The sequence below is a fragment of the Pseudomonas sp. Sample_20 genome (assembly GCF_004307585.1).
In the GTDB taxonomy this organism is placed as follows: Bacteria; Pseudomonadota; Gammaproteobacteria; order Pseudomonadales; family Pseudomonadaceae; genus Aquipseudomonas; species Aquipseudomonas atacamensis.
In genome coordinates, this window is the sequence record NZ_RCOA01000122.1 from 83,150 (window position 1) to 103,047 (window position 19,898).

17 protein-coding genes are annotated in these 19,898 nt (G+C 58.0%); 4 read left to right on the plus strand and 13 right to left on the minus strand.

The window, feature by feature from the left end; genetic code table 11:
* The first annotated feature begins 94 nt into the window (after positions 1-94).
* From gnd to D8U70_RS23960, 3 genes are read left to right on the plus strand one after another with little or no spacing between them, the layout of a single operon-like run.
* Complete coding sequence (gene gnd, locus D8U70_RS23950; RefSeq protein ID WP_016774672.1) at positions 95-1,075, plus strand: phosphogluconate dehydrogenase (NAD(+)-dependent, decarboxylating); 981 nt, start codon at positions 95-97, stop codon at positions 1,073-1,075.
* Positions 1,072-2,595, plus strand: a complete 1,524-nt coding sequence (zwf, locus tag D8U70_RS23955; RefSeq protein WP_122704360.1) for a glucose-6-phosphate dehydrogenase — start codon at positions 1,072-1,074, stop codon at positions 2,593-2,595. Before gnd ends, zwf begins: the two co-directional genes overlap by 4 nt.
* Positions 2,592-3,413, plus strand: coding sequence for an HAD family hydrolase (locus D8U70_RS23960; protein WP_130929902.1), 822 nt, complete (start codon positions 2,592-2,594; stop codon positions 3,411-3,413). The genes zwf and D8U70_RS23960 overlap by 4 nt, the downstream gene beginning before the upstream one ends.
* A 126-nt stretch (positions 3,414-3,539) precedes the next feature.
* On the opposite strand, the gene nhaB is transcribed toward D8U70_RS23960, so the two are convergent.
* From nhaB to D8U70_RS23975, 3 genes are all read right to left on the minus strand, one after another.
* A complete protein-coding gene (gene nhaB, locus D8U70_RS23965; protein WP_122612227.1) occupies positions 3,540-5,042 on the minus strand; it encodes a sodium/proton antiporter NhaB in 1,503 nt (500 codons plus the stop codon).
* Between the two features lie 88 nt (positions 5,043-5,130).
* Positions 5,131-6,420 (minus strand): hypothetical protein, encoded by a 1,290-nt coding sequence (locus D8U70_RS23970; protein ID WP_130929903.1) that lies wholly within the window; start codon positions 6,418-6,420, stop codon positions 5,131-5,133.
* A 264-nt stretch (positions 6,421-6,684) separates the two neighbouring features.
* Entirely contained in the window at positions 6,685-6,951 is a 267-nt protein-coding gene (locus D8U70_RS23975) for a hypothetical protein (protein WP_016774677.1), read from the minus strand.
* Positions 6,952-7,475: 524 nt separating this feature from the next.
* Between D8U70_RS23975 and D8U70_RS23980 the strand changes: the two genes are divergently transcribed.
* On the plus strand, positions 7,476-8,801 hold the full coding sequence (locus D8U70_RS23980) for a sigma-54 dependent transcriptional regulator (protein WP_130929904.1): 1,326 nt from the start codon (positions 7,476-7,478) through the stop codon (positions 8,799-8,801).
* 27 nt (positions 8,802-8,828) lie between these two features.
* Here D8U70_RS23980 and D8U70_RS23985 read toward each other — a convergent pair whose 3' ends face one another.
* The 10 genes from D8U70_RS23985 to pnuC all read right to left on the minus strand — a co-directional run bounded on the left by D8U70_RS23985 (position 8,829) and on the right by pnuC (position 19,608).
* On the minus strand, positions 8,829-10,418 hold the full coding sequence (locus D8U70_RS23985; RefSeq protein ID WP_130929905.1) for a hypothetical protein: 1,590 nt from the start codon (positions 10,416-10,418) through the stop codon (positions 8,829-8,831).
* A 358-nt stretch (positions 10,419-10,776) separates the two neighbouring features.
* Positions 10,777-12,981, minus strand: a complete 2,205-nt coding sequence (locus tag D8U70_RS23990; RefSeq protein WP_130929906.1) for a hypothetical protein — start codon at positions 12,979-12,981, stop codon at positions 10,777-10,779.
* 230 nt (positions 12,982-13,211) lie between these two features.
* On the minus strand, positions 13,212-14,525 hold the full coding sequence (locus D8U70_RS23995; protein WP_130929907.1) for a hypothetical protein: 1,314 nt from the start codon (positions 14,523-14,525) through the stop codon (positions 13,212-13,214).
* 45 nt (positions 14,526-14,570) lie between these two features.
* A complete protein-coding gene (locus D8U70_RS24000) occupies positions 14,571-15,317 on the minus strand; it encodes a hypothetical protein (RefSeq protein WP_122746305.1) in 747 nt (248 codons plus the stop codon).
* A gap of 43 nt (positions 15,318-15,360) precedes the next feature.
* Positions 15,361-16,041 (minus strand): C39 family peptidase, encoded by a 681-nt coding sequence (locus D8U70_RS24005; protein ID WP_130929908.1) that lies wholly within the window; start codon positions 16,039-16,041, stop codon positions 15,361-15,363.
* Between the two features lie 64 nt (positions 16,042-16,105).
* Positions 16,106-17,104: a heme utilization protein gene (locus D8U70_RS24010; RefSeq protein ID WP_122704344.1), complete on the minus strand. Its 999-nt coding sequence runs from the start codon at positions 17,102-17,104 to the stop codon at positions 16,106-16,108.
* A 73-nt stretch (positions 17,105-17,177) separates the two neighbouring features.
* Complete coding sequence (locus tag D8U70_RS24015; protein WP_073474513.1) at positions 17,178-17,750, minus strand: adhesin; 573 nt, start codon at positions 17,748-17,750, stop codon at positions 17,178-17,180.
* Position 17,751: 1 nt separating this feature from the next.
* Positions 17,752-18,201, minus strand: a complete 450-nt coding sequence (locus tag D8U70_RS24020) for a hypothetical protein (RefSeq protein WP_073474511.1) — start codon at positions 18,199-18,201, stop codon at positions 17,752-17,754.
* 322 nt (positions 18,202-18,523) lie between these two features.
* Positions 18,524-19,048: an AAA family ATPase gene (locus D8U70_RS24025; RefSeq protein WP_130929909.1), complete on the minus strand. Its 525-nt coding sequence runs from the start codon at positions 19,046-19,048 to the stop codon at positions 18,524-18,526.
* Complete coding sequence (gene pnuC / locus D8U70_RS24030; RefSeq protein ID WP_130929910.1) at positions 19,045-19,608, minus strand: nicotinamide riboside transporter PnuC; 564 nt, start codon at positions 19,606-19,608, stop codon at positions 19,045-19,047. Before pnuC ends, D8U70_RS24025 begins: the two co-directional genes overlap by 4 nt.
* Positions 19,609-19,898 lie beyond the last annotated feature (290 nt).

Below are 19,898 nucleotides of genomic sequence, written 5' to 3' on the forward strand. Positions count from 1 at the left end.
GAAACTTCATCGCAACGCTCTGGACTAACCTCCATCAGTCGCGTTGGGCTATAACCAATGACACACATTTATTTGTAGTAAGGAGCATCAGCACATGCAACTCGGGATTATTGGACTGGGCCGCATGGGCGGCAATATTGCGCGACGTCTGATGCTCAACGGGCACACCACCGTTGTTTACGACCGCAATACCGCTTTCATCGATAACCTGGTCGCCGAGGGCTCCACTGGCGTCGCCGACTTGCCAGCACTGGTTGCCGGCCTCGACAAGCCGCGCGCGGTCTGGGTCATGCTGCCGGCGGGCGCACCGACCGAAGACACCATCAACACCCTGAGCGAACTGCTTGAGCCCGGCGATACGATCATCGACGGCGGCAACACCAACTACAAGGACGACATTCGTCGCGCCAAGACGCTGAACGAGAAGGGCCTGCACTACATCGACGTCGGCACCTCCGGCGGCGTCTGGGGCCTGGAACGCGGCTATTGCATGATGATTGGCGGCGACGCCGAGACGGTCAAACGTCTGGATCCGCTGTTCGCCGCACTGGCGCCGGGCATGGGCGACATCCCGCGCACCAAGGATCGCAAGTCCGATGACCACCGTGCCGAGCACGGTTACATCCACGCCGGTCCCGCCGGTGCCGGGCACTTCGTGAAGATGATCCACAACGGCATCGAGTACGGCATGATGGCCGCGTTCGCCGAGGGCTTCGACATCCTCAAGACCAAATCCAGCGAACGCCTGCCGGAAGATCAGCGATTTGATCTGAACGTGGCTGATATCGCTGAAGTCTGGCGTCGTGGCAGCGTGGTTTCGTCGTGGCTGCTGGACCTGACTGCCGATGCGCTGGCCAGCGATCCGAAGCTTGACGGCTTCTCCGGCTCGGTCGCCGACAGTGGCGAAGGCCAATGGACCATCGAGGCGGCCATGGAGCAAGCGGTGCCGGTACCGGTGCTGTCCAATTCGCTTTTCTCCCGTTACCGCTCGCGCGGGCAGGGCACCTTCGGTGACAAAATCCTGTCGGCACAACGCTTCGGCTTCGGCGGCCACGTGGAGATTGCCAAGAAATGACCCGTACGATCCGCAGAAAATCCAAGGCAGAACCCGCACCACCGACCACGCTGTTCCTGTTCGGTGCCCACGGCGACCTGGTCAAGCGCTTGCTCATGCCGGCGCTGTACAACCTCAGTCGCGACGGCCTGCTCGACGAGAATCTGCGGATCGTCGGCGTTGATCACAACGCCATTACCGATGAAGCCTTCGCGCAAAAGCTCGAAGACTTCATCCGTACCGAAGTGGCAGCGAAGGTCGGCAAGGGCGATCAGATGCTTGATCCGGCCTTGTGGGCCAAGCTCGCCAAGGGCATCAGCTACGTCCAGGGCGATTTCCTCGACGACAGCACTTATTCAGCCCTGGCGGCGAAAATCGCCGACAGCGGCACTGGCAATGCGGTGTTCTACCTGGCCACCGCGCCGCGCTTCTTCAGTGAAGTGGTGCGCCGTCTCGGCAGCGCCGGTTTGCTTGAAGAAACGCCCGAAGCGTTCAGAAGGGTGGTGATCGAGAAGCCGTTCGGCTCCGATCTGCACACTGCCGAAGCCTTGAACGCTTGCCTGCTCAAGGTCATGAGCGAAAAGCAGATCTACCGGATCGACCATTACCTGGGCAAGGAAACCGTGCAGAACATCCTGGTCAGCCGGTTCTCCAACAGCCTGTTCGAAGCGTTCTGGAACAACCATTACATCGACCACGTGCAGATCACTGCGGCGGAAACCGTCGGCGTGGAAACCCGTGGCAGTTTTTACGAACACACCGGCGCACTGCGCGACATGGTGCCCAATCACCTGTTCCAGTTGCTGGCCATGGTCGCCATGGAACCGCCGGCTGCTTTCGGCGCTGACGCGGTGCGCGGCGAGAAAGCCAAAGTGGTCGGGGCGATTCGTCCCTGGTCGACGGAGGAAGCCCGGGCCAACTCGGTGCGCGGCCAGTACAGCGCCGGCAAGCGCGATGACCAGCCATTGAAGGGTTATCGCGAAGAAGCCAACGTCTCGCCCGACAGCACCACGGAAACCTACGTGGCGCTCAAGGTGATGATCGATAACTGGCGCTGGGTCGGCGTGCCGTTCTATCTGCGCACCGGCAAGCGCATGAGCGTGCGCGACACCGAGATCGTCATCTGTTTCAAACCGGCGCCGTACGCACAGTTCCGCGACACCGAAGTCGACGAGTTGCAGCCGACTTACCTGCGTATACAGATCCAGCCAAACGAAGGCATGTGGTTCGACCTGCTGGCCAAGCGCCCGGGGCCGGCACTGAACATGGCTAATATCGAGCTGGGTTTTGCGTATAAGGATTTCTTCGAGATGCAGCCGTCGACTGGCTACGAAACCTTGATCTACGACTGCCTGACCGGCGATCAGACGCTGTTCCAGCGTGCCGACAACATTGAGAACGGTTGGCGAGCGGTGCAGCCTTTCCTTGATGCCTGGCAGCAGGATGCGAGCGTCGAGACGTATGCGGCCGGCGAAGATGGCCCGCAAGCCGCCGAAGATCTGCTGACTCGCGATGGTCGCGTCTGGCACAGCCTGGGATGAGTGATTTGTCGAAACAACCGATACGTTTTCTGCTCAGCGACATGGACGGCACACTGTTGCTGCCGGATCACACGCTGAACCAACGCACCATCGAAGCTGTGCGCTCGCTGCGCGATGCCGGCGTGCTGTTCAGCCTCGCCAGCGGCCGCCCGCCGAAAGCCATGTTGCAGCAGATCGAGGCGCTGGGCGTTGATTTGCCGACAGCGGCGTTCAATGGCGGCACCATCGTCAAACCGGACGGCACACTGTTGGCCGCGCATTATCTGCCGGCCACGACCGCGCTGATTGCTCTGGCGCAGTTTGCCGATCAACCGGAGGTGGAAATCTGGGTGTTCAGTGGCGGCGACTGGCTGCTCAAGGACCCGCACGGGCCGATGGTCCCACGTGAACAGAGCGGCCTCGGCTATCCGCCGGTGGTGGTCGAGAGTTTCGAACCGTATCTGGAGCGCATCGACAAGATCGTTGCCACCAGCAACAACACTGAGTTGCTGATTGAGCTGGAGGCGCAGCTGTTGCCCAAGGTCAACGGCATGGCGCAAGTGTCGCGCTCGCAGCCGGTGTATCTGGACGTCACTGCGCTTGAGGCCAACAAAGGCACCGCGCTGACAACCATTGCCGAATACCTCGGCGTGCCGCTGGAGCAAACCGCTGTCATCGGCGACGGCGGCAACGACCCGGCGATGTTCAAATGCGCCGGCTTGTCGATTGCCATGGGGCAGGCGGAAGAGGCGGTGAAGCGTCAGGCGGATGTCGTCACCGCTGCCAACACCGCAGACGGCGTGGCTTTGGCGATCGAGCAGTACATCCTCCCGCGCTGATCCACTCCTACATGGGTTTTGCGGTGTTTGATCGTTCCCACGCTCTGCGTGGGAATGCAGCCCGGGACGCTCTGCGTCCCAATCAAAAGATCGCAGCCTTCGGCAGCTCCTACACATCGCTAGTCGTTATAGCCAATAGCTCACCGCATACCAGCCCAGCAGTCCCATCACCACGGTATACGGCACCGCCATCCACACCATGCGCCCGTACGACAGACGTACCAGCGGCGCGATCGCCGAGGTCAGCAGGAACAGAAACGCTGCCTGACCATTCGGTGTCGCCACACTCGGCAGATTGGTGCCGGTGTTGATCGCAATCGCCAACGTTTCGAAGTGCTCGCGAGTCATGTGCCCGGCAAGAAAAGCCTGTTTCACCTCAGTGATGTAAATGGTCGCGACAAATACGTTGTCGCTGATCGCCGAGAGCAGGCCATTGGCGATGAACAACATGCCCGGCTGTTGATCCATCGGCAACGCCAAGACCCACTCGATGAGTGGGACGAACAGATGCTGATCGTGAATGACTGCCACCACGGCAAAAAATACCACCAGCAGCGCGGTAAACGGCATGGCGTCCTTGAATGCGCTGCCCAGGCGATGCTCGTCGGTGATGCCGGTAAATGCAGTGATCAACACAATCACCATCAAACCGATCAGGCCGACTTCAGCCAGGTGAAACGCCAGGCAACCAATCAGAATCAACGCCGCCGCGCCTTGCACCAGCAGCGCCGCCGTCTGACGAGGCGTGCGTTTGGCGTTGTCCTCGGCAGCGTAGTTGGCCAACACGGCGCGGACGTTGTCCGGCAGCAGTGTGCCGTACCCGAACCAGCGCAGCTTCTCCAGCAGCACGCAAGTGACCAGACCCGCCACCAGTACCGGCAGCGACACCGGGGCTACCTTCTGGAAGAACTCGCCGAAATGCCAGCCCATCTCATGGCCAATCAACAGGTTCTGCGGCTCACCGACCAAGGTGCAGACGCCACCGAGCGCTGTGCCGACCGCGCCGTGCATCAACAGGCTGCGCAGGAAAGCGCGGAATTGATTCAGGTCCTCATGGTGTCGCGACGGTAAATGCTCATCGTCACCGAATTCGCTGTCCTTACGTGGATCGTTGCCCGACGCGACCCGGTGATACACCGAGTAGAAGCCGACAGCCGCACTGATGATCACCGCCGTCACGGTCAACGCATCAAGAAACGCCGAAAGAAATGCCGACAAGAAGCAGAACATCAGCGCCAGAATGGCTTTTGAACGCACGCCCAACAGGAGCCGCGAGAAGAGAAACAGCAGCAGATCTTTCATGAAGTAGATGCCGGCAACCATGAACATCAGCAGCAGGATCACCGGAAAGTTGTGCAGCAACTCATCGTAGAGCGCTTGCGGCGTGGTCATCTTCAACAGCAACGCTTCAATCAACAGCAGGCCGCCGGGCATCAACGGATAACACTTGAGCGCCATGGCCAGGGTGAAGATGAATTCGATCACCAGCAACCAGCCTGCGGCGACCGGGCCGATGGTGAATAGCACCACGGCGTTGAGAATGAGAAAACCGACGATGGTCGCCTTGTACCAGCGTGGCGATTGCCCGAGGAAGTTGTGCGCGAACGCCTGGGCGATTGAACCGGACATCGGCTGCTCCTTTTATTTAGAAGCGCGAAAGTTGCCGGATGTTTCAAGGAAGATCAAGTCGCCGATAATCTCGATCCTGTTGAATGCTCTATGGATTCAGATAACGCGCAACCATTGCCCGGTAGTTGCCATCCAGCGAATAGCCACCAACCACAATTGCGCCGTCAGTTTGTACGGCCAGAGAATTGGCTGTATCGAGACTTCGCCCCAGTCGCGTGCGCAACCAACCGTGGCCCTGGCCGAACGCTGGATCGAGACTGCCGTCAGCTTGATAACGGGCGACCATGAAGTCGGCTTCAACCCCGCCGATGGTCGCGCCCACGGCAACGATGCGGCCATCGCTCATCAACCGGGCGGCGTTCCATTGGCATCCGCTGGGACCGATGTCCACCACCTGTGGTTGGCCATGATGACAGTGCAGATCCGGTCGACCGTTGGCGTGCAGGACAAACGTCAAACAGCGGATTGGATCGCGGCTGCTGCCGAAGCAATAAAGCCTGTCGTCGGATTCAATGATCTGGCTGACCTGAGCGCTATTGCCGTGGGCCTTGAAGGCCATGAAGCCATCGACGGCGAAGCGCTCATCCAGGCTGCCATCGGGCCGGTACACCGCCAGCAGGCCTTGCTGAGGAAAGTCGATGGAGCCTGCGACCACGACGCGCCCATCCTTCTTCAACAGCAGCGTACTCAGCCAGGTATTGAGCAGCAGGTGGCGGACCACGACGAATCCGCGTCCATTGAAGGATTCGTCGAGCCGGCCATCGGCATGCAGGCGAATCAGCATCCCGGCGTGGTCGGCAAGGCTGAAATGATGGTTGGCGATCAGCAGAATACGGCCGTCTTCCTGCACCACAAAGTCACAGGCTTCGACGCCCGGCACGCCCGGCGGCAACCAGTTGTCGCGGGTGCCCATGGACAGCTCGCCGGGCAGTCGCACCACCTGGAAACCGTCATCGCCGAAGAATCGGTCTGGCTGGCCGTTGGCATCGAACAGGGCGAGGGCGGGCAGGGTGCGTCGGGTATCTTCATAATGCAGGCCGGCCAGCAGAATCTTGCCGTCGGCTAACACCTGAACCTTGCCGGCCTTGGCTTCGAAACCCTCGACAAAGCTGCCGATCACGCTGCCCTGAATGCCGAACGACAAATCCGCCGACCCATCGGCCAGCAGCCGCGCCAGGCCAAAACGGCTTCCCTTGGATGTACCGACCTTGGCCGCGACCAGAATCCGACCCTGTGCATCGAGCGTGACATGTTGAGTCTGGCTGGACAAACTGCCGGCAAAGTACACCTGCGCAACACCGCCAATGGCGAATGTCGGGTCGAGCGAACCGGGGGCGGTCCATGCAGTAGGCAGCGCATAAGGGCTCAGGGTGGACATGCACGCGTCTCCTTGTGCCTGAGCCGATACCCAGTGGTTGGGCGGCTGACTGCACGAGCGAAACATTCAATCCCCGAAACGCGATAAGTACAACTGGGTGAACTAACAGAAGGACGGTCGCACTGTGCCAGAACAGTGTCTTGTTGAACCACTCGCAAGCGAGCCAAGTACTTTGGATGAAACGGCACTGCAACTACGTTAATTGTTCGGCTACGCATACAACAAGGGCGGATGACTTTAACGTCATCCGCCCTTGTTCGGTTATCAGTGTGGCATCGACCAGGATTGCAACTTGTGGCCGTCTTCGCTCAGCTCGGCGCGGGCCTGCTGCAGCAGTTGTTCGAGTTGCGCCGGGTCAGAGTAGGCGCTGCTCGGGATCTGTTTGCGACCGATGTGGGAGTTGGTGCGGTCGACGACGGTCAGGCTCAGTTCGCCATTGCCGTCTTGTGGCGCCCAGGCCACGCACTGGAAAGGCTTGAAGGCGTGGTTGGCAATCAAAAGTGCTTCGTTGATACGCAGCGGGGCAGTCATGGGGTCTTCTCTCTATTCGCGCCCAATCAAGTGATGTGCCGTCGGTTGGGCTTACCGTGCGGCGGGTTACTTGTACTGATGCACGCAACCGGGGGGCGGGTCACACATGAAACAAAGAAATTTCAGGTTCTTTACATAACGTAAGTTCGTTTCGTTAATCCTGCACCCGTCCCAACACCGCGCTGAATTCACCCCTCACCCCAGCCCTCTCCCCGAGGAGAGGGAGCCGATTTGTGGGCTTTTCAAACTCGAGTTCGGCTTGGTCTTTCGGATCGGCGTACCTCGCGTAAACACCTCGGTCAGTTCCCTCTCCCTTGGGAGAGGGGCTAGGTTGAGGGGCCACTCTTTGACTCACCGCAAATAGTCGATAGCTAACTAACAACCAACTTTCTTATAACTCTTTTAATACCTGCCCTATAAGCAATCGGTACAAGCCGCCGTCAAAATCTTGCTAGTGTTACAACCGGGTCTGCCAAATGACTGTTTTTACGATCATTTATCAAATTTGGCGCCAAGGAACAGTCATGAGCGAAGCGCCTGCGTCGAGACGTTTACTGGTGGTCGATCCGTGTGACGACTGCTATCGCCTGTTGCCCGGATTGCGCGCCATAGGCTGGGATGTCGACAGTTGTAATCTGGAAAACGCCGCATCCCGCGCCTGTGACGTCGGCCTGCTGCGCTTGCAGCCTTACCACCTGGAACGTCCAGAAGCGGTCAAAGAACTGATCAGCCGCAGCGGCACCGAATGGATTGCCGTGCTCAATCAGGAAGTCCTGCGCTTACAGAACGTCGGCGATTTCGTTTGTGAATGGTTCTTCGACTTCCACACCTTGCCCTTCGATGTCTCCCGCGTCCAAGTCACACTCGGCCGCGCGTTCGGCATGGCGCGCCTGCGCGGGCAGGGCACGATTCACGTCGATCAGCCGGAGCACGAACTGCTCGGCGACAGCAAGCCGATCCGCGAACTGCGCAAACTGTTGAGCAAACTGGCCCCGACCGAATCGCCCGTGCTGATTCGCGGCGAAAGCGGCACCGGCAAAGAGCTGGTCGCGCGCACCCTGCACCGACAATCCCAGCGTCACAACAAACCGTTTGTAGCGATCAACTGCGGGGCGATTCCCGAGCATTTGATTCAGTCAGAATTGTTCGGCCACGAGAAAGGCGCGTTCACCGGCGCACACCAGCGCAAGGTCGGACGCATCGAAGCGGCCAATGGCGGCACGTTGTTCCTCGATGAAATCGGCGACCTGCCGCTGGAATTGCAGGCCAATCTGCTGCGCTTTCTCCAGGAGAAGCACATCGAGCGGGTTGGCGGCAGTCAGCCGATACCGGTGGACGTTCGCGTGCTGGCCGCAACCCACGTTGACCTGGAAGCGGCGATCGAGAAAAAGCGCTTTCGTGAAGACCTTTATTACCGGCTCAATGTCCTGCAAGTGGTCACCGCACCGCTACGCGAGCGCCATGGCGATCTGTCGATGCTGGCCAACCATTTTTCGCACTTCTACAGCCACGAAACCGGGCGGCGGCCACGCAGCTTCAGCGAAGATGCATTGATTGCCATGGGCAAGCATGACTGGCCGGGTAACGTGCGCGAGCTGGCGAACCGGGTACGGCGGGGGCTGGTGTTGGCGGAGGGGCGGCAAATCGAGGCGCGGGATTTGGGGTTGATCAGTCAGCACTCTGTCGCAACGCCGATGGGCACGCTTGAGGATTACAAGACCAGGGCGGAACGGCAGGCGTTGTGTGATGTGTTGAATCGGCACAGTGATAATTTGAGTGTGGCCGCGAAAGTTTTAGGGGTTTCGCGGCCAACTTTTTATCGGTTGTTGCATAAGCATCAGATTAGGTGAATGCGGCAAGCTCCCGCCAATACCTAGCTAAAATGCTTCATCATATGTTTTTAGTCTAAGGTTTTTTATGGATAAAATTTGGGAGGAAAACGCATACAGAATCAACATAAGTGTATTCGGTGTAGAGGACGCCTCCGAGCGAAAGCGGACTATCATTGGTTGCCATGACCCACTAGCACGTAAATCTAAATTTTCTCTTGCATTGTTTTGGGCAAGAAAAGACGTTGTCGGAGCTGCGGATCTATAGTCGAAACTGAATTCAAGTTGAGTGCCCGTTTGGATGTTTTGGAAGCATTTGGAAAGGTAAATGCCGTGCGAGGCCCCAGATATAGATCTTGTTTCCAAGAAATATTCGCTCGAAGAGAAAACAATATTTGATAGCGCGTTGGTAGTAGACTGTGCCCAACGATTCCAATTGTAATTTTCAAACGTAGTCAAATCATCCAGAAAAACCCCGAACTTCGGTATTGGCATGCTCGACTGCAGCAACTCACCAATCACCAGCGTCATACTCTGCACTGGCGTCGGCTGTCCATCGACAATCAGGCTGTATATCAACTCCACACTGCGCTGCAGATTTGCCCCGGTGACGGAGAAATCAATGTCGAATTGCACTTTCGATTGTCCCGCCACCGGCTTCTGCTGGGGAGGTACTGAGCCGGCGCCGGGTGTGCCGGCGATTTCCAGTTTTACCTCGTGATTTGCGTCAAACGCGGCGGTGTCAAATACCACGGTAAAGCCATTCTGATGCCGGTTCGGGTCAAGTTTGTAATCCGGCGCCTCGACAACCGTTGGCGGTTTCAACTGACTGACTTCGCCAGTGATTGGAACAACAACGTCATTGGACGGACGCGCAGGTACATTAGCGCGGAGTAACTTGTAGTTGGTCGTGGCCGAGCCATTGACCATGGCCCTGATCGAGGCATTGGCCAGCTTGAAATCGAAGTGCCCAGGCACGGCGCCGACCGTGTGTACCAATGGTCCGATCGTGACAGGTACTCCCTCAGGTGTCTGGCCGGTGCACCTTAGTTCGATCTCCTCTCCAATCTGGAAATCCGGCGGGGTGAAATAAACCCGTGCATCGGCGTCGCTCGTACCCAGAACCTTCAGGTCGATGGTGGTGACGTTCTGGTTGTTGACCCAGATTGTTGCCGCCGGCAAGCGGCTGATGGTCAGGGGATCAGGGCTCAGCGTGTAGAGCAGGCCGGAATGGCCGTCCTCGCTGTCGCGATCCAGGCCGCCTGGCCGTGTGAGCTGGACCCACATACGCAACACCGGCTCGGAGCTCACTGGCTCCTGACCCAAGCGTTTCACCGTGTAAAAGACGAGTGCTGCGCCATTGGTGACCTGGGCCCTGGGGATTTTGAATTCCAGCCGTTGATTCAGATTGTTTTCATCGACCGGTATTGTCCCGACATTGACGCCGTTATAAGACATTTGGCATTTGTCTTTCAATGCCATGCCTATCCACGGATCTACGAAAATCCGCAAATCATCCTTGTCGGTATCCAGCGATATGCCTGCGTGATAGTTCTCCGGCGTCTGCAAGTCGACCTTACCCTGTATGAAGGGAGGGCTCAGGGCAAGAATGCGGTTTTCATCCAGCGGCTGGCTCATGGCAGTGCTCCGTTATGGGCCCGGTTGCAAGGTGCCAGGCGCTGGAGTCATGAAAGCGGATTTGTGGGCAGGGCGCACCTGTCAGATCTGACAGGTGCGGGTCTGTTTCCGATGAGTGGTCGATTTTTGGACTGGCGATAATAATCGTAAAGATGAAAAGTTCGCCCGCCGATTAGCTGAGCGAGGATTACGAAACCCGGGCGAAGCGGCAGGCGATCGTGATGGATTGAATCGGCATAGCAATAATTTTGAGTATGGTCGCGAAATCCTGGGAGTTTCGCGGCCTACTCATTATAGATTGATGCATAGGCCTGGTGTTAGATGAGTACCGCAATCCCCGCTAACTGAAATTAAAGTGCTATTCATGTTTTTTCAGTCGAAGGTTCTTTATAGAAAAACTTTGTATAGTGTTCACGTACAAAAGCAGCATAAGTGTTTTCGGCGTGGAGTACGCCGCCGAGCGAAAGGGGATAACAAATGATTGCCATGATTCGCTAGCAGGAAAGTCGTGATACGTACGAACATTATTTTGAACAAGAAAAGCCGTCATTGACGTTGCGGATCGGAATTCGAAACTTAACTCAAACTGTGTGTCCGTCTCGACTTCTTGATAAGACTTGCAAAGATAAACTCCGAATTGGTAGCCCTGTGCAAATATTGCTTTCAAGAAGTACTCGTTCGAAGAAAGAACGATGTTGGATGGCTGGTAAGTCGTAGCTTGAGCCCAATGATTCCAGTTGTAGTTATCAAACGTAGTCAAATCATCCAACCCAGCCTTGACCCCATAACTTCTCACCCGACACTCCACCGCCTCACCCTCAACCGCCCCCTCATACAACCCAACCTTCAAAACAACAGCCAACCTCGAATCCGCCTTACACCCCCGCAACCACTCCACCTCAGCCAGATAACTTAACCCCACCCCCTGATCATGCGCTGCCCCCACAAACTGCTGCTTGACCCGCTCACCACCCCCCGCAAACGTCTCCACATACTCCAACCAAATCGGACACCCGGCGCACTGGAACGGCCAAGCCTCACACAAAACCTTGGTGTCATCCTTGATCAACCCAACATCCAGCACTTCACCATCAAACCCTTCGAGCTTCGGTATTGGCATACTCGACTGCAGCAACTCACCAATCACCAGCGTCACGCTCTGCACAGGTGTCGGCTGTCCATTAACTATCAGGCTGTATATCAACTCCACACTGCGCTGCAGATTTGCCCCGGTGACAGAGAAATCAATGTCGAATTGCACTTTCGACTGTCCCGCCACCGGCTTTTGCTGGGGAGGTACTGAGCCGGCGCCGGGTGTGCCGGCGATTTCCAGTTTTACCTCGTGATTTGCGTCAAACGCGGCGGTGTCAAATACCACGGTAAAGCCATTCTGATGCCGGTTCGGGTCAAGTTTGTAATCCGGCGCCTCGACAACCGTTGGCGGTTTCAACTGACTGACTTCGCCAGTGATTGGAACAACAACGTCATTGGACGGACGCGCAGGTACATTAGCGCGGAGTAACTTGTAGTTGGTCGTGGCCGAGCCATTGACCATGGCCCTGATCGAGGCATTGGCCAGCTTGAAATCGAAGTGCCCAGGCACGGCGCCGACCGTGTGTACCAACGGTCCGATCGTGACAGGTACTCCCTCAGGTGTCTGGCCGGTACACCTTAGCTCGACCTCGTCTCCAATCTGGAAATCCGGCGGGGTGAAATACACCCGGGCATCGGCGTCGCTCGTACCCAGTACCTTCAGGTCGATAGTGGTGACGTTCTGGTTGTTGACCCAGATTGTTGCCGCCGGCAAGCGGCTGATGCTCAGGTCTACATTCACATAGGTGACTTTCGACCATGGCGCGTTCGGATCCGGCAGATTGCCGACCCGGTCGAACACCTGATAACTCACTTCGATGTTCCTGCCGTTGCCTTCGTCTCTGATGACTTTTTCGGTGAAGGTGAGAAAGATCGGATTATTGACCGGATCTTCGACTTGCTCTCTGGTGACTGGATAGTAGGACACCAACTGGTCACCCCAGCGCCCGATAATTCGGTCGAATGTGGCGCAGTTTACGTAGCTCGCCAACAGCTTGACGCCCAGCTTGGCCATTTCGGCATCCACCCCCTTCGACGGGTCCGGATCCAGCGTGTACACGAGACCGGAATTCCCCGGTTCACTGTCGCTGTCATCGCCGCCGGGCCGGGTGAATTTGACCAGCATCAGTATTTCCTGGGATTTCACAGGCTGCTGATGTGGCCGGGTTACTTTGTAAAACGCGTAAGCGTCGCCGTTGGTGATTTGACCTGCCGGGATCTGGAACAGCAGCTGTTTATTGAGATTGGTGTCATCAATTTCTATCGTTCGAACCGGCAAGAGCGAGTTATCCCAGTAGAAGGCGCTCTTGTCTCCAATACTCTGGTTGACCCAAGGATCGACGACAGCTGTCAGGTAACCCGTTCTCACGGCTTCCAGTGAAATACCGCCGTGATACGCCTCTGGTGTTTCCAGATCAGTTGCCATGGGAATTTTTGGAGGAAACAAATCTGCAGCGAGAAGAATGGTCATGGCAAATCTCCTGAGCCCGGGCTGGTCACGGGCGACCAGACGCTGGAGCTATCAGAAGTTATTTCTGCGAAAAGCGCACCTGTCAGATCTGACAGGTGCGGACGTGTTTCCGATGAGTGGTCACCAGCAAGAGCCTGAGAATCAAAATATCGCAGCCTTCGGCGGCTCCTGCAGGGATTACTCGAATCCCAATGCAGGAGCCGCCAAAGGCTGCGATCTTTTGCTTTTGCCTAGAAGTAATACGGGAATTTCAGGCTGAACGAAAAGTCCGGCGCATCATCGGTCATGCCGATCGACAAGTTCGGCACGATCGTCAGGTTGTCGGTCGCCGCAATCGTCATGCCGACGTTGAAGTAACCAGCGTTCGCGTCACTGGAAACCACCGATTCCCAATCGCCGCCGTCCTGTTTCAGCTTGCTCTTGCGTTGCACCAGGTCGGAGACCGAGAACGACATACTCATCTTCTCGTTGAGCGCGAAGGCGATACCGGCGCCGATCTGGAAGCTGTCGCCGATGCGCACTTTGCCCGGGTTTTTCTGATTGACCGTGGAGCTGATGTCGTCGAACGACTCCTCGAGGTTGTGGGTGTAGGAAAGGCTGCCGAACAGCACCGCCGGGTCGAACGTCTTGACCAGCGAGATACCCGGCGTGATCGACCAGACGCCGTTGCCGGTGGGCAGGGTGTCGGGGACGAACAGGTTGGAGTTGGCGTCGGTCTGGCGCAGTTTGATGCCGAACGGGTCTTTGCCGGTCGGCGCCTTGACGCGCAAGGTGACGACGGCGTCCGGGGTGTTGACCGACTCGTCGAGGAACTTGTAGGCGATACCGAAGTTGACGTCGCCAATGGTTGGATCCTTGGTCACGGTTTCTTCGGTTGTTACGCCAGCCGCGCCCTCGTTGCCGCCGCCGGATTGATACGTCGACTCGCGATAGATCACCGGCACGTTCAGGTCGAACTGCCAGCGGTTATCGAAGTTGTAGCGGCCGGTGAGGTCCAGGGTCCAGGTGTCGGCCTTGATCCGGTCGAGGTTGATGTTGCCGAGGAAAATCGAATCCAGCGCAAGGAAACCGTTGAGGATCAACTGGCGGGTGTCGTAGCGCGAATAGGTCAGGCCGGTTTCCACGCTGAACTTGCCGCCGCCAAAGAAACCGCTGGCTTCGTCATACAGGTTGGAAACGCTCTGCGCCGGTTGTGAATCATCGGCCAGCGATTGACCGTAGGAAGCGCCGCTGCCCCCGGCGGCGCCTCCCGATGCAGCGGCCGCTCCGGTGCCTGTGGCGGCTCCGGCGACGCGATTGCCTTTCATGTCGGACGGCGATTTGGCCAGCCGTTTTGGCGGTGGGGCGGCGGGTGTTTCTTCTACCTGGCGGACCCGTTGTTCAAGTACCGCCAGCGCTTGTTGTTGTTGTTCGTATCGTTGTCTCAGTTCCAGAAGTTCCCGTTTCAGGACTTCTACATCGGCGTCGGGTGCTGCTTGCAGCATTGCCGCCGGGAGAAGGGTACTCAAACACACTGCGGCACGCAGTGATACTGATCGATACATGAATAAGCCGTCCCTTTAAGCCCAATGATCGAGACTCAGCGTAGTTCAATATCCGATATTGCGTAGGGCCCCGAGTTGGGTCAGGTTGCAATCCAGTGCACCGGCGCTTCTGCCGTTATTGTTAAGTACGACGTTGAGTTGCGTAAGGTTGTTGACCACGTTGGCGCTGCCCAGCAAACGGGTGTTCTGCAGCAGCCCGCCCTGGGCGACTTGTTGCAGTGCTGTGCCTTGATTGCCGCTGGCCTGAATGGCCATTTGCACGCCACCGCCATTGGCCGAAACCGCGACACTGCCGGCGCCGTTGCTGCCAGTAATGGTTTGTCCGGCGATGAGGGCCTGGCCCTGCGACGGCACCAGTGCCGGGGCCTGGCTGGCTTCGCTGACGTTGATCGCGACGTTGTTGCTGGCGGTGTTGCCATCGCCGGCGGCGCGTACGCTTTGCGTCACACCCTGGCTGCTATTGAGGCCGGCGCCGCCGATGACAGTGCCGGTGCCCAAGGTGGGGGTGCTGCCGTTGCCCGACTCCTTGATGGTCGAGACATAGAATTCCGGTTTGACGGTTGCAGCCTGGATCTGCATCGAGGTCGCGGCCCCGATCAAGTCGCCGCTGGCATTGCGCCAGGTGCTGCTCATGACGATGCCGAAGCTGATGATCCGCCCCGGCATGACGTAACGACCGCGCAGCTCGGCGAGCTCCTGGTCCTTGATTTCGATGGGTTTGAATCCGGCATGGGCTAAACCTGACGCACTCGCTGCCAGGCAGGCGGCGGCCAGCCAGTATGAGCTTTTCATCTGCTGCTCCCGGGACATCCAGTCCCATTCTCTAACTCGGCGATTAAAAGAAGTCGCTCTGAATGAACCCGAAATCCATCAATTCCGCATCTTTGACCGGGTTGAAACTGTCCAGCGAGTTCTTCGCCGTCAGCGGCACGGGAGGGCTGCGCAAGGCGTTGGCCTTGTCGTAACCGGGGCCGACGATGGCAAAGACAATGCCGTTCCAACCTTTGACAAAGTCGTCGTGCTTGTAGCGCTTGTGGCCGAGAACCGGGTCACCGATGTAGACCCAATCCTTGTCCGAGCGCTGCAGGACGACGAAATGCTTGTAGCCACGAATGTCCATCAGAACCACCACCGGAATGGTCACCGCTTCGAGTTTCTCGGGCGGGATCCGGTAGCCACGGGCACGCATGCCGATGCTTTCTACGTAGCGCTTCATGTCGAGCATGGAGAAACCCTGGGTTCGCACCAGGTCCTGGTCAGCGTTGACCAGCATGCCTTTGATGATTTGCTCCTCATCGACGTCGAGCCAATAGGCCTGGCGCAGGACCGTTGCCAGTGCAGCAGCGCCGCAGCTGAAGTCGGTTTTCTGTTCGACGATGTCGGCAAACTTGCGCTCACGAATGCTTTGCACGTCCTTGTAGACCAGCACGCCACCCGGCAGGGCAGCCACGGGCATCTGGGCCGCCTGAGTCAGGCCGCACAGACAAAGCAGAGCGAGGAGGGCAGGAGTCCGCATGATCGAATACGCCTTGTGGAACCGAGGAAAAGCCCCGTTGCCGGGGCTTTCGTTTCGATCGCGATTACATGCAGGCTTTGCAACCTGCGGCGATGGACAGCGAGTTGCTTTGTTGGTTGCCCACACCCGCCGAGACGTTGGCTCCGCCGTTGCCGGAGAAGTTGTTCATCGAGTTGGTCATGTTGGCGTTGTTGACGACTGGAGTTTTCCAGCCATCTTTGGTCAACACTTGTTGGGTGGTGACGCCAGCGAGGCCAAAAGTACCCACGGCTTCGAACTTGGCTTTCTGATCATCGTTGCCGCCATGGCCGCCGCCACGGTTGCCCCAACCGCCGTGGTTGTCGTCTTCGATGGTCGCAGTGCCTTTGGCTTTGAATACGCCAGCGGCTGCATAAGTACCGGTGAGGGTGTCGGTTTTGTAAGCCTGCACGCCTTTGTTTTCCACGACCAGGCCAGTCGAGGACTGGTTGGCAGAGGCAGCGGCCTGCGCTACACGACCACCGGAAACGGCGATGGCGAGGTTGTTTTTCTGTTGGTTGAAGTTGCCCGAGCTCACGTTGATGCCGATGTTGCCGGAACCATTGTTGCCTGCATTGCTGAGCGTGGCGTTGTTGAAGGTGGACGAGTTTTTCACGTAGTTGTTGTTGTTCACCTGAGTCGCGCTCGAGGCGGCAACAGCATTGCCGAAGATGAAGCTTTCGTCAGCGGTGGCCAGTGCAGCAGCGTTGTCCTGCTGGTTGCCGTCGCCAGCGGCGACGTTGGCGCCCATGTTGCCGTTGGAGCCGTTGAGCGAGTCGCTGGCATTGGCGTTGTTCAGGGTGCCCTGGTTTTTCACCACGTTGCCGTCGCTGTTTTGTGCGTCGAGTACAGCGGCGCCGGCGCCTGCGGTGATCTGCAGCAGTTGTTCAAGATTCGGACCTTGTGGCTGGCCGTGACCATTGCCATGTCCATTGCCGTGCCCGTTACCATGATCATTGTCACCACGGCCGCCAGCCTGTGCTGCCATTGCCATCACTGCTGCGAGTGCGAAAACCAGTGGTTTGAGAGCCATTGTAGGTTTCATGGTTGTTTCTCCGTCGTGCTTATTAGTTGGTTAAGTGTTGGGACTTTTCTAATTGCACTGCTTTTTGTTTGGGTCAGTCTGCGACCCGGATGCTCAGGGTGTTAGCCATGCGGTTCCCCACCCCGGCACTCTGGTTCACCTGGATTACCCCACGGCTGCCGGTGAAGGCCTGATCACTGGTCGTGACCTGGCGACTGCCGATTGCGGTACCAGTTGCTCCTGAGCTCGGTAAAAACGCCACGTTCTGTTGCGAAAGGGCGCTGTCGTCAACGCTCTGCGGGCCGGCACTGATGCTGACGCGCGTAACGTTGGCCATTTGATTGTTGGCACCGGCGCCCTGGTTCACACCGAGGATGCCGTTGCCATTGCTGAAAGAGTTGCCGCCAATGTTGGCGCTCGCGTCGATGGCGCGGCTGGCGGGCGTGTCGATGGTTTGCCTGACGTTGGTGGTGGCATGGGCTTCGGTGCCGATGGCAATCGCCTTGGTGTTGGCTTGTTGCATCTGGTCACCGGCGGCCTGGTTGACGTTGAAGTTGCCGCGATACTGTGCGCCGGAATCCTGAATATTGGCCTTGTTCACTGAAGCCGAATCGGCCATGGCGCTGGTGCAGCCGAGCAGGGCGAGAAGCAGCAGGGTGCGATTCATGTCATTGGCCTCCGGCCATGCGAGTCAGAGGCGCCAGCCCGGTGCTCATCGCCCGGTTGACCGTGTTCGAGATAGACGCCCCGGAGCCGCCGCCGCTGCCCGTGCGCATACCGGGCAGGCCGTTCTGGTTGGTCAGGGTGTTCATGCCGGGCAGGTTGGAGCTGGGCGTGGTCATGTTGCCGCGAATCGATGAGCCGCTGGCGACACTGGCGAAATCACCGTCAGTGAGTTCGGTACTGCTGAGGGTCTGGTTGATCCGCGCCGAAGGGTTGGCGTTGACCGTGGTCGGATAGGGGTCTTTGCCGCCATTGCGACCGATCGCGATGGGTTGAACGTCGCGGTTGAGGACGATCACTCCATTGCCTTCGGCCTGGGCGCTGGCACTGATCAATGCGCTGGCGGCTGATCCGATCAGCAGGAGGCAGGTCAGGCTTTTATTGAAATTCCCCACGGCTGCAATTCCTTCTTCAGTGGGCTGGGTTATTCAGCGTTGTGAAGGAGAGAGCGAAAGCTGTGCCGGTTTTGAGTTGTTCAGTTATTTCAATGGCTTAGGTGTTTTCGAGGAGTGCTCGAAGCGAGTACTGTTTCAGCGCTGAGACACATGTAGGGGCGCTTGAAAGGTACTTGACGTCGGAAAGCTCTGGAACAAGGGTTTGCGCCGATGTGTTTCATCGGCGTAACAGGTGACGTGACGGAGTGATGAACAGCGTTTGGACGGGGGCTTTGCGCGGTGAGGAGTGTTTCAAAAACGGACAGTTTCGTCCCAAGGCGGCTCAGCTGGACAGCAAAAGCTCGACCGCGGCAAAGGCCTGGGCATGCCGCTCGGCCCAATTGCCCTCGATAACTTGCAATGGCTGTTGATGCTCAATCAACCAGGCGCGGGTGGCTTCGAAAAAGGCCATGCGATCCGCAAGATCCGGTTGGCAGCGCTGGCCGTCTTCGGCCCAGTCGACTTGTTGCGGCGACAGCAGCAGGTGCAGGTCGTAATGGCGCGTGAGCAGTTCTTTTTCCAGCCAGTTCGGGCAATCGCCGAACAGGGTCTGGCTCCAGAGGATGTTGCTGAGCAGATGGGTGTCGAGAATCAGCAGTTCGGGTTGTTTCGCGCGCGCCTGATCTTCCCATTGCAACTGGCCCCTGGCGATATCAGGGATATCCGCGAGGCAAGTGTCGCGCGGGTTGTCTTCGATGAACCGACGAACATATTCATCAACGCGCACGCCGCCGAAACGCTGCTCCAACCCTGCCGCCAGCCAACTCTTGCCGGTGGATTCCGGGCCGGTGAGAACAACGACTTTCATGTGCGCAACGCCGGATCGGCGCGCCATTCCCGCCAGCCTTGCACCGCGAGCAAGGTAAACAGCGCATACAGGCCAGCAGTCAGATAGAGGCCTTTATAGATGAACAGGCCGACAAAGATCACATCGAGGACGAACCACAACGCCCAGCATTGCAGGCGTTTTTGCGCCATCCACAGTTGCGCCACCAGACTGAAACCGGTGAGCGCGGCATCGAGCCACGGCTGTGCGGCGTCGGTCCAGTGCGCCATCGCCGCGCCCAGCAACACACTGCCGATCGCCCCAACGCCGAGGCCGAGCACCATCGAGCGTGCATCGAGGCGGGTAACCTGGCGACCGTCATGCAGCGTCCCGGCGCGGGTCCATTGCCACCAGCCGTAGATTTGCAGCGCGGCATAGATCACTTGCAGCAACATGTCCGAATACAGCTTCACCTCAAAGAAGATCCAGCTGTAGAGCAACACCATGACCAGCCCGATCGGCCAGCACCACGGATTCTGCTTGACCGTCAGCCACACGGCGATGACACCGAGGGCAGCGGCAAACAGTTCAAGCCCGGACATGGCGGATCCTTGGGGGAGTTGAGAAGGGGGCGGATTGTACTGCATTAGTCAGGTCAAAAGCCCCTCACCCTAACCCTCTCCCGGAGGGAGAGGGAACTGATCGCGTTGTTTGGTCGAGGTACGCCGACCTGGAATATCGCGTCGAACGCAGATCATGAAAAGCGCAGTGATCTGCGATCAAAAGCCCCTCACCCTAACCCTCTCCCAGAGGGAGAGGGAACTGACCGCGTTGTTTGGTCGAGGTACGCCGACCTGGAATATCGCGTCGAACGCAGATCATGAAAAGCGCA

Excerpts from the sequence above, each read along its gene's own strand:
- gnd (WP_016774672.1), top strand. The coding sequence starts at position 95 with ATGCAACTCGGGATTATTGGACTGGGCCGCATGGGCGGCAATATTGCG.
- zwf (WP_122704360.1), top strand. The coding sequence starts at position 1,072 with ATGACCCGTACGATCCGCAGAAAATCCAAGGCAGAACCCGCACCACCG.
- D8U70_RS23960 (WP_130929902.1), top strand. The coding sequence starts at position 2,592 with ATGAGTGATTTGTCGAAACAACCGATACGTTTTCTGCTCAGCGACATG.
- nhaB (WP_122612227.1), bottom strand. The coding sequence starts at position 5,042 with ATGTCCGGTTCAATCGCCCAGGCGTTCGCGCACAACTTCCTCGGGCAA.
- D8U70_RS23970 (WP_130929903.1), bottom strand. The coding sequence starts at position 6,420 with ATGTCCACCCTGAGCCCTTATGCGCTGCCTACTGCATGGACCGCCCCC.
- D8U70_RS23975 (WP_016774677.1), bottom strand. The coding sequence starts at position 6,951 with ATGACTGCCCCGCTGCGTATCAACGAAGCACTTTTGATTGCCAACCAC.
- D8U70_RS23980 (WP_130929904.1), top strand. The coding sequence starts at position 7,476 with ATGAGCGAAGCGCCTGCGTCGAGACGTTTACTGGTGGTCGATCCGTGT.
- D8U70_RS23985 (WP_130929905.1), bottom strand. The coding sequence starts at position 10,418 with ATGAGCCAGCCGCTGGATGAAAACCGCATTCTTGCCCTGAGCCCTCCC.
- D8U70_RS23990 (WP_130929906.1), bottom strand. The coding sequence starts at position 12,981 with ATGACCATTCTTCTCGCTGCAGATTTGTTTCCTCCAAAAATTCCCATG.
- D8U70_RS23995 (WP_130929907.1), bottom strand. The coding sequence starts at position 14,525 with ATGTATCGATCAGTATCACTGCGTGCCGCAGTGTGTTTGAGTACCCTT.
- D8U70_RS24000 (WP_122746305.1), bottom strand. The coding sequence starts at position 15,317 with ATGAAAAGCTCATACTGGCTGGCCGCCGCCTGCCTGGCAGCGAGTGCG.
- D8U70_RS24005 (WP_130929908.1), bottom strand. The coding sequence starts at position 16,041 with ATGCGGACTCCTGCCCTCCTCGCTCTGCTTTGTCTGTGCGGCCTGACT.
- D8U70_RS24010 (WP_122704344.1), bottom strand. The coding sequence starts at position 17,104 with ATGAAACCTACAATGGCTCTCAAACCACTGGTTTTCGCACTCGCAGCA.
- D8U70_RS24015 (WP_073474513.1), bottom strand. The coding sequence starts at position 17,750 with ATGAATCGCACCCTGCTGCTTCTCGCCCTGCTCGGCTGCACCAGCGCC.
- D8U70_RS24025 (WP_130929909.1), bottom strand. The coding sequence starts at position 19,048 with ATGAAAGTCGTTGTTCTCACCGGCCCGGAATCCACCGGCAAGAGTTGG.
- pnuC (WP_130929910.1), bottom strand. The coding sequence starts at position 19,608 with ATGTCCGGGCTTGAACTGTTTGCCGCTGCCCTCGGTGTCATCGCCGTG.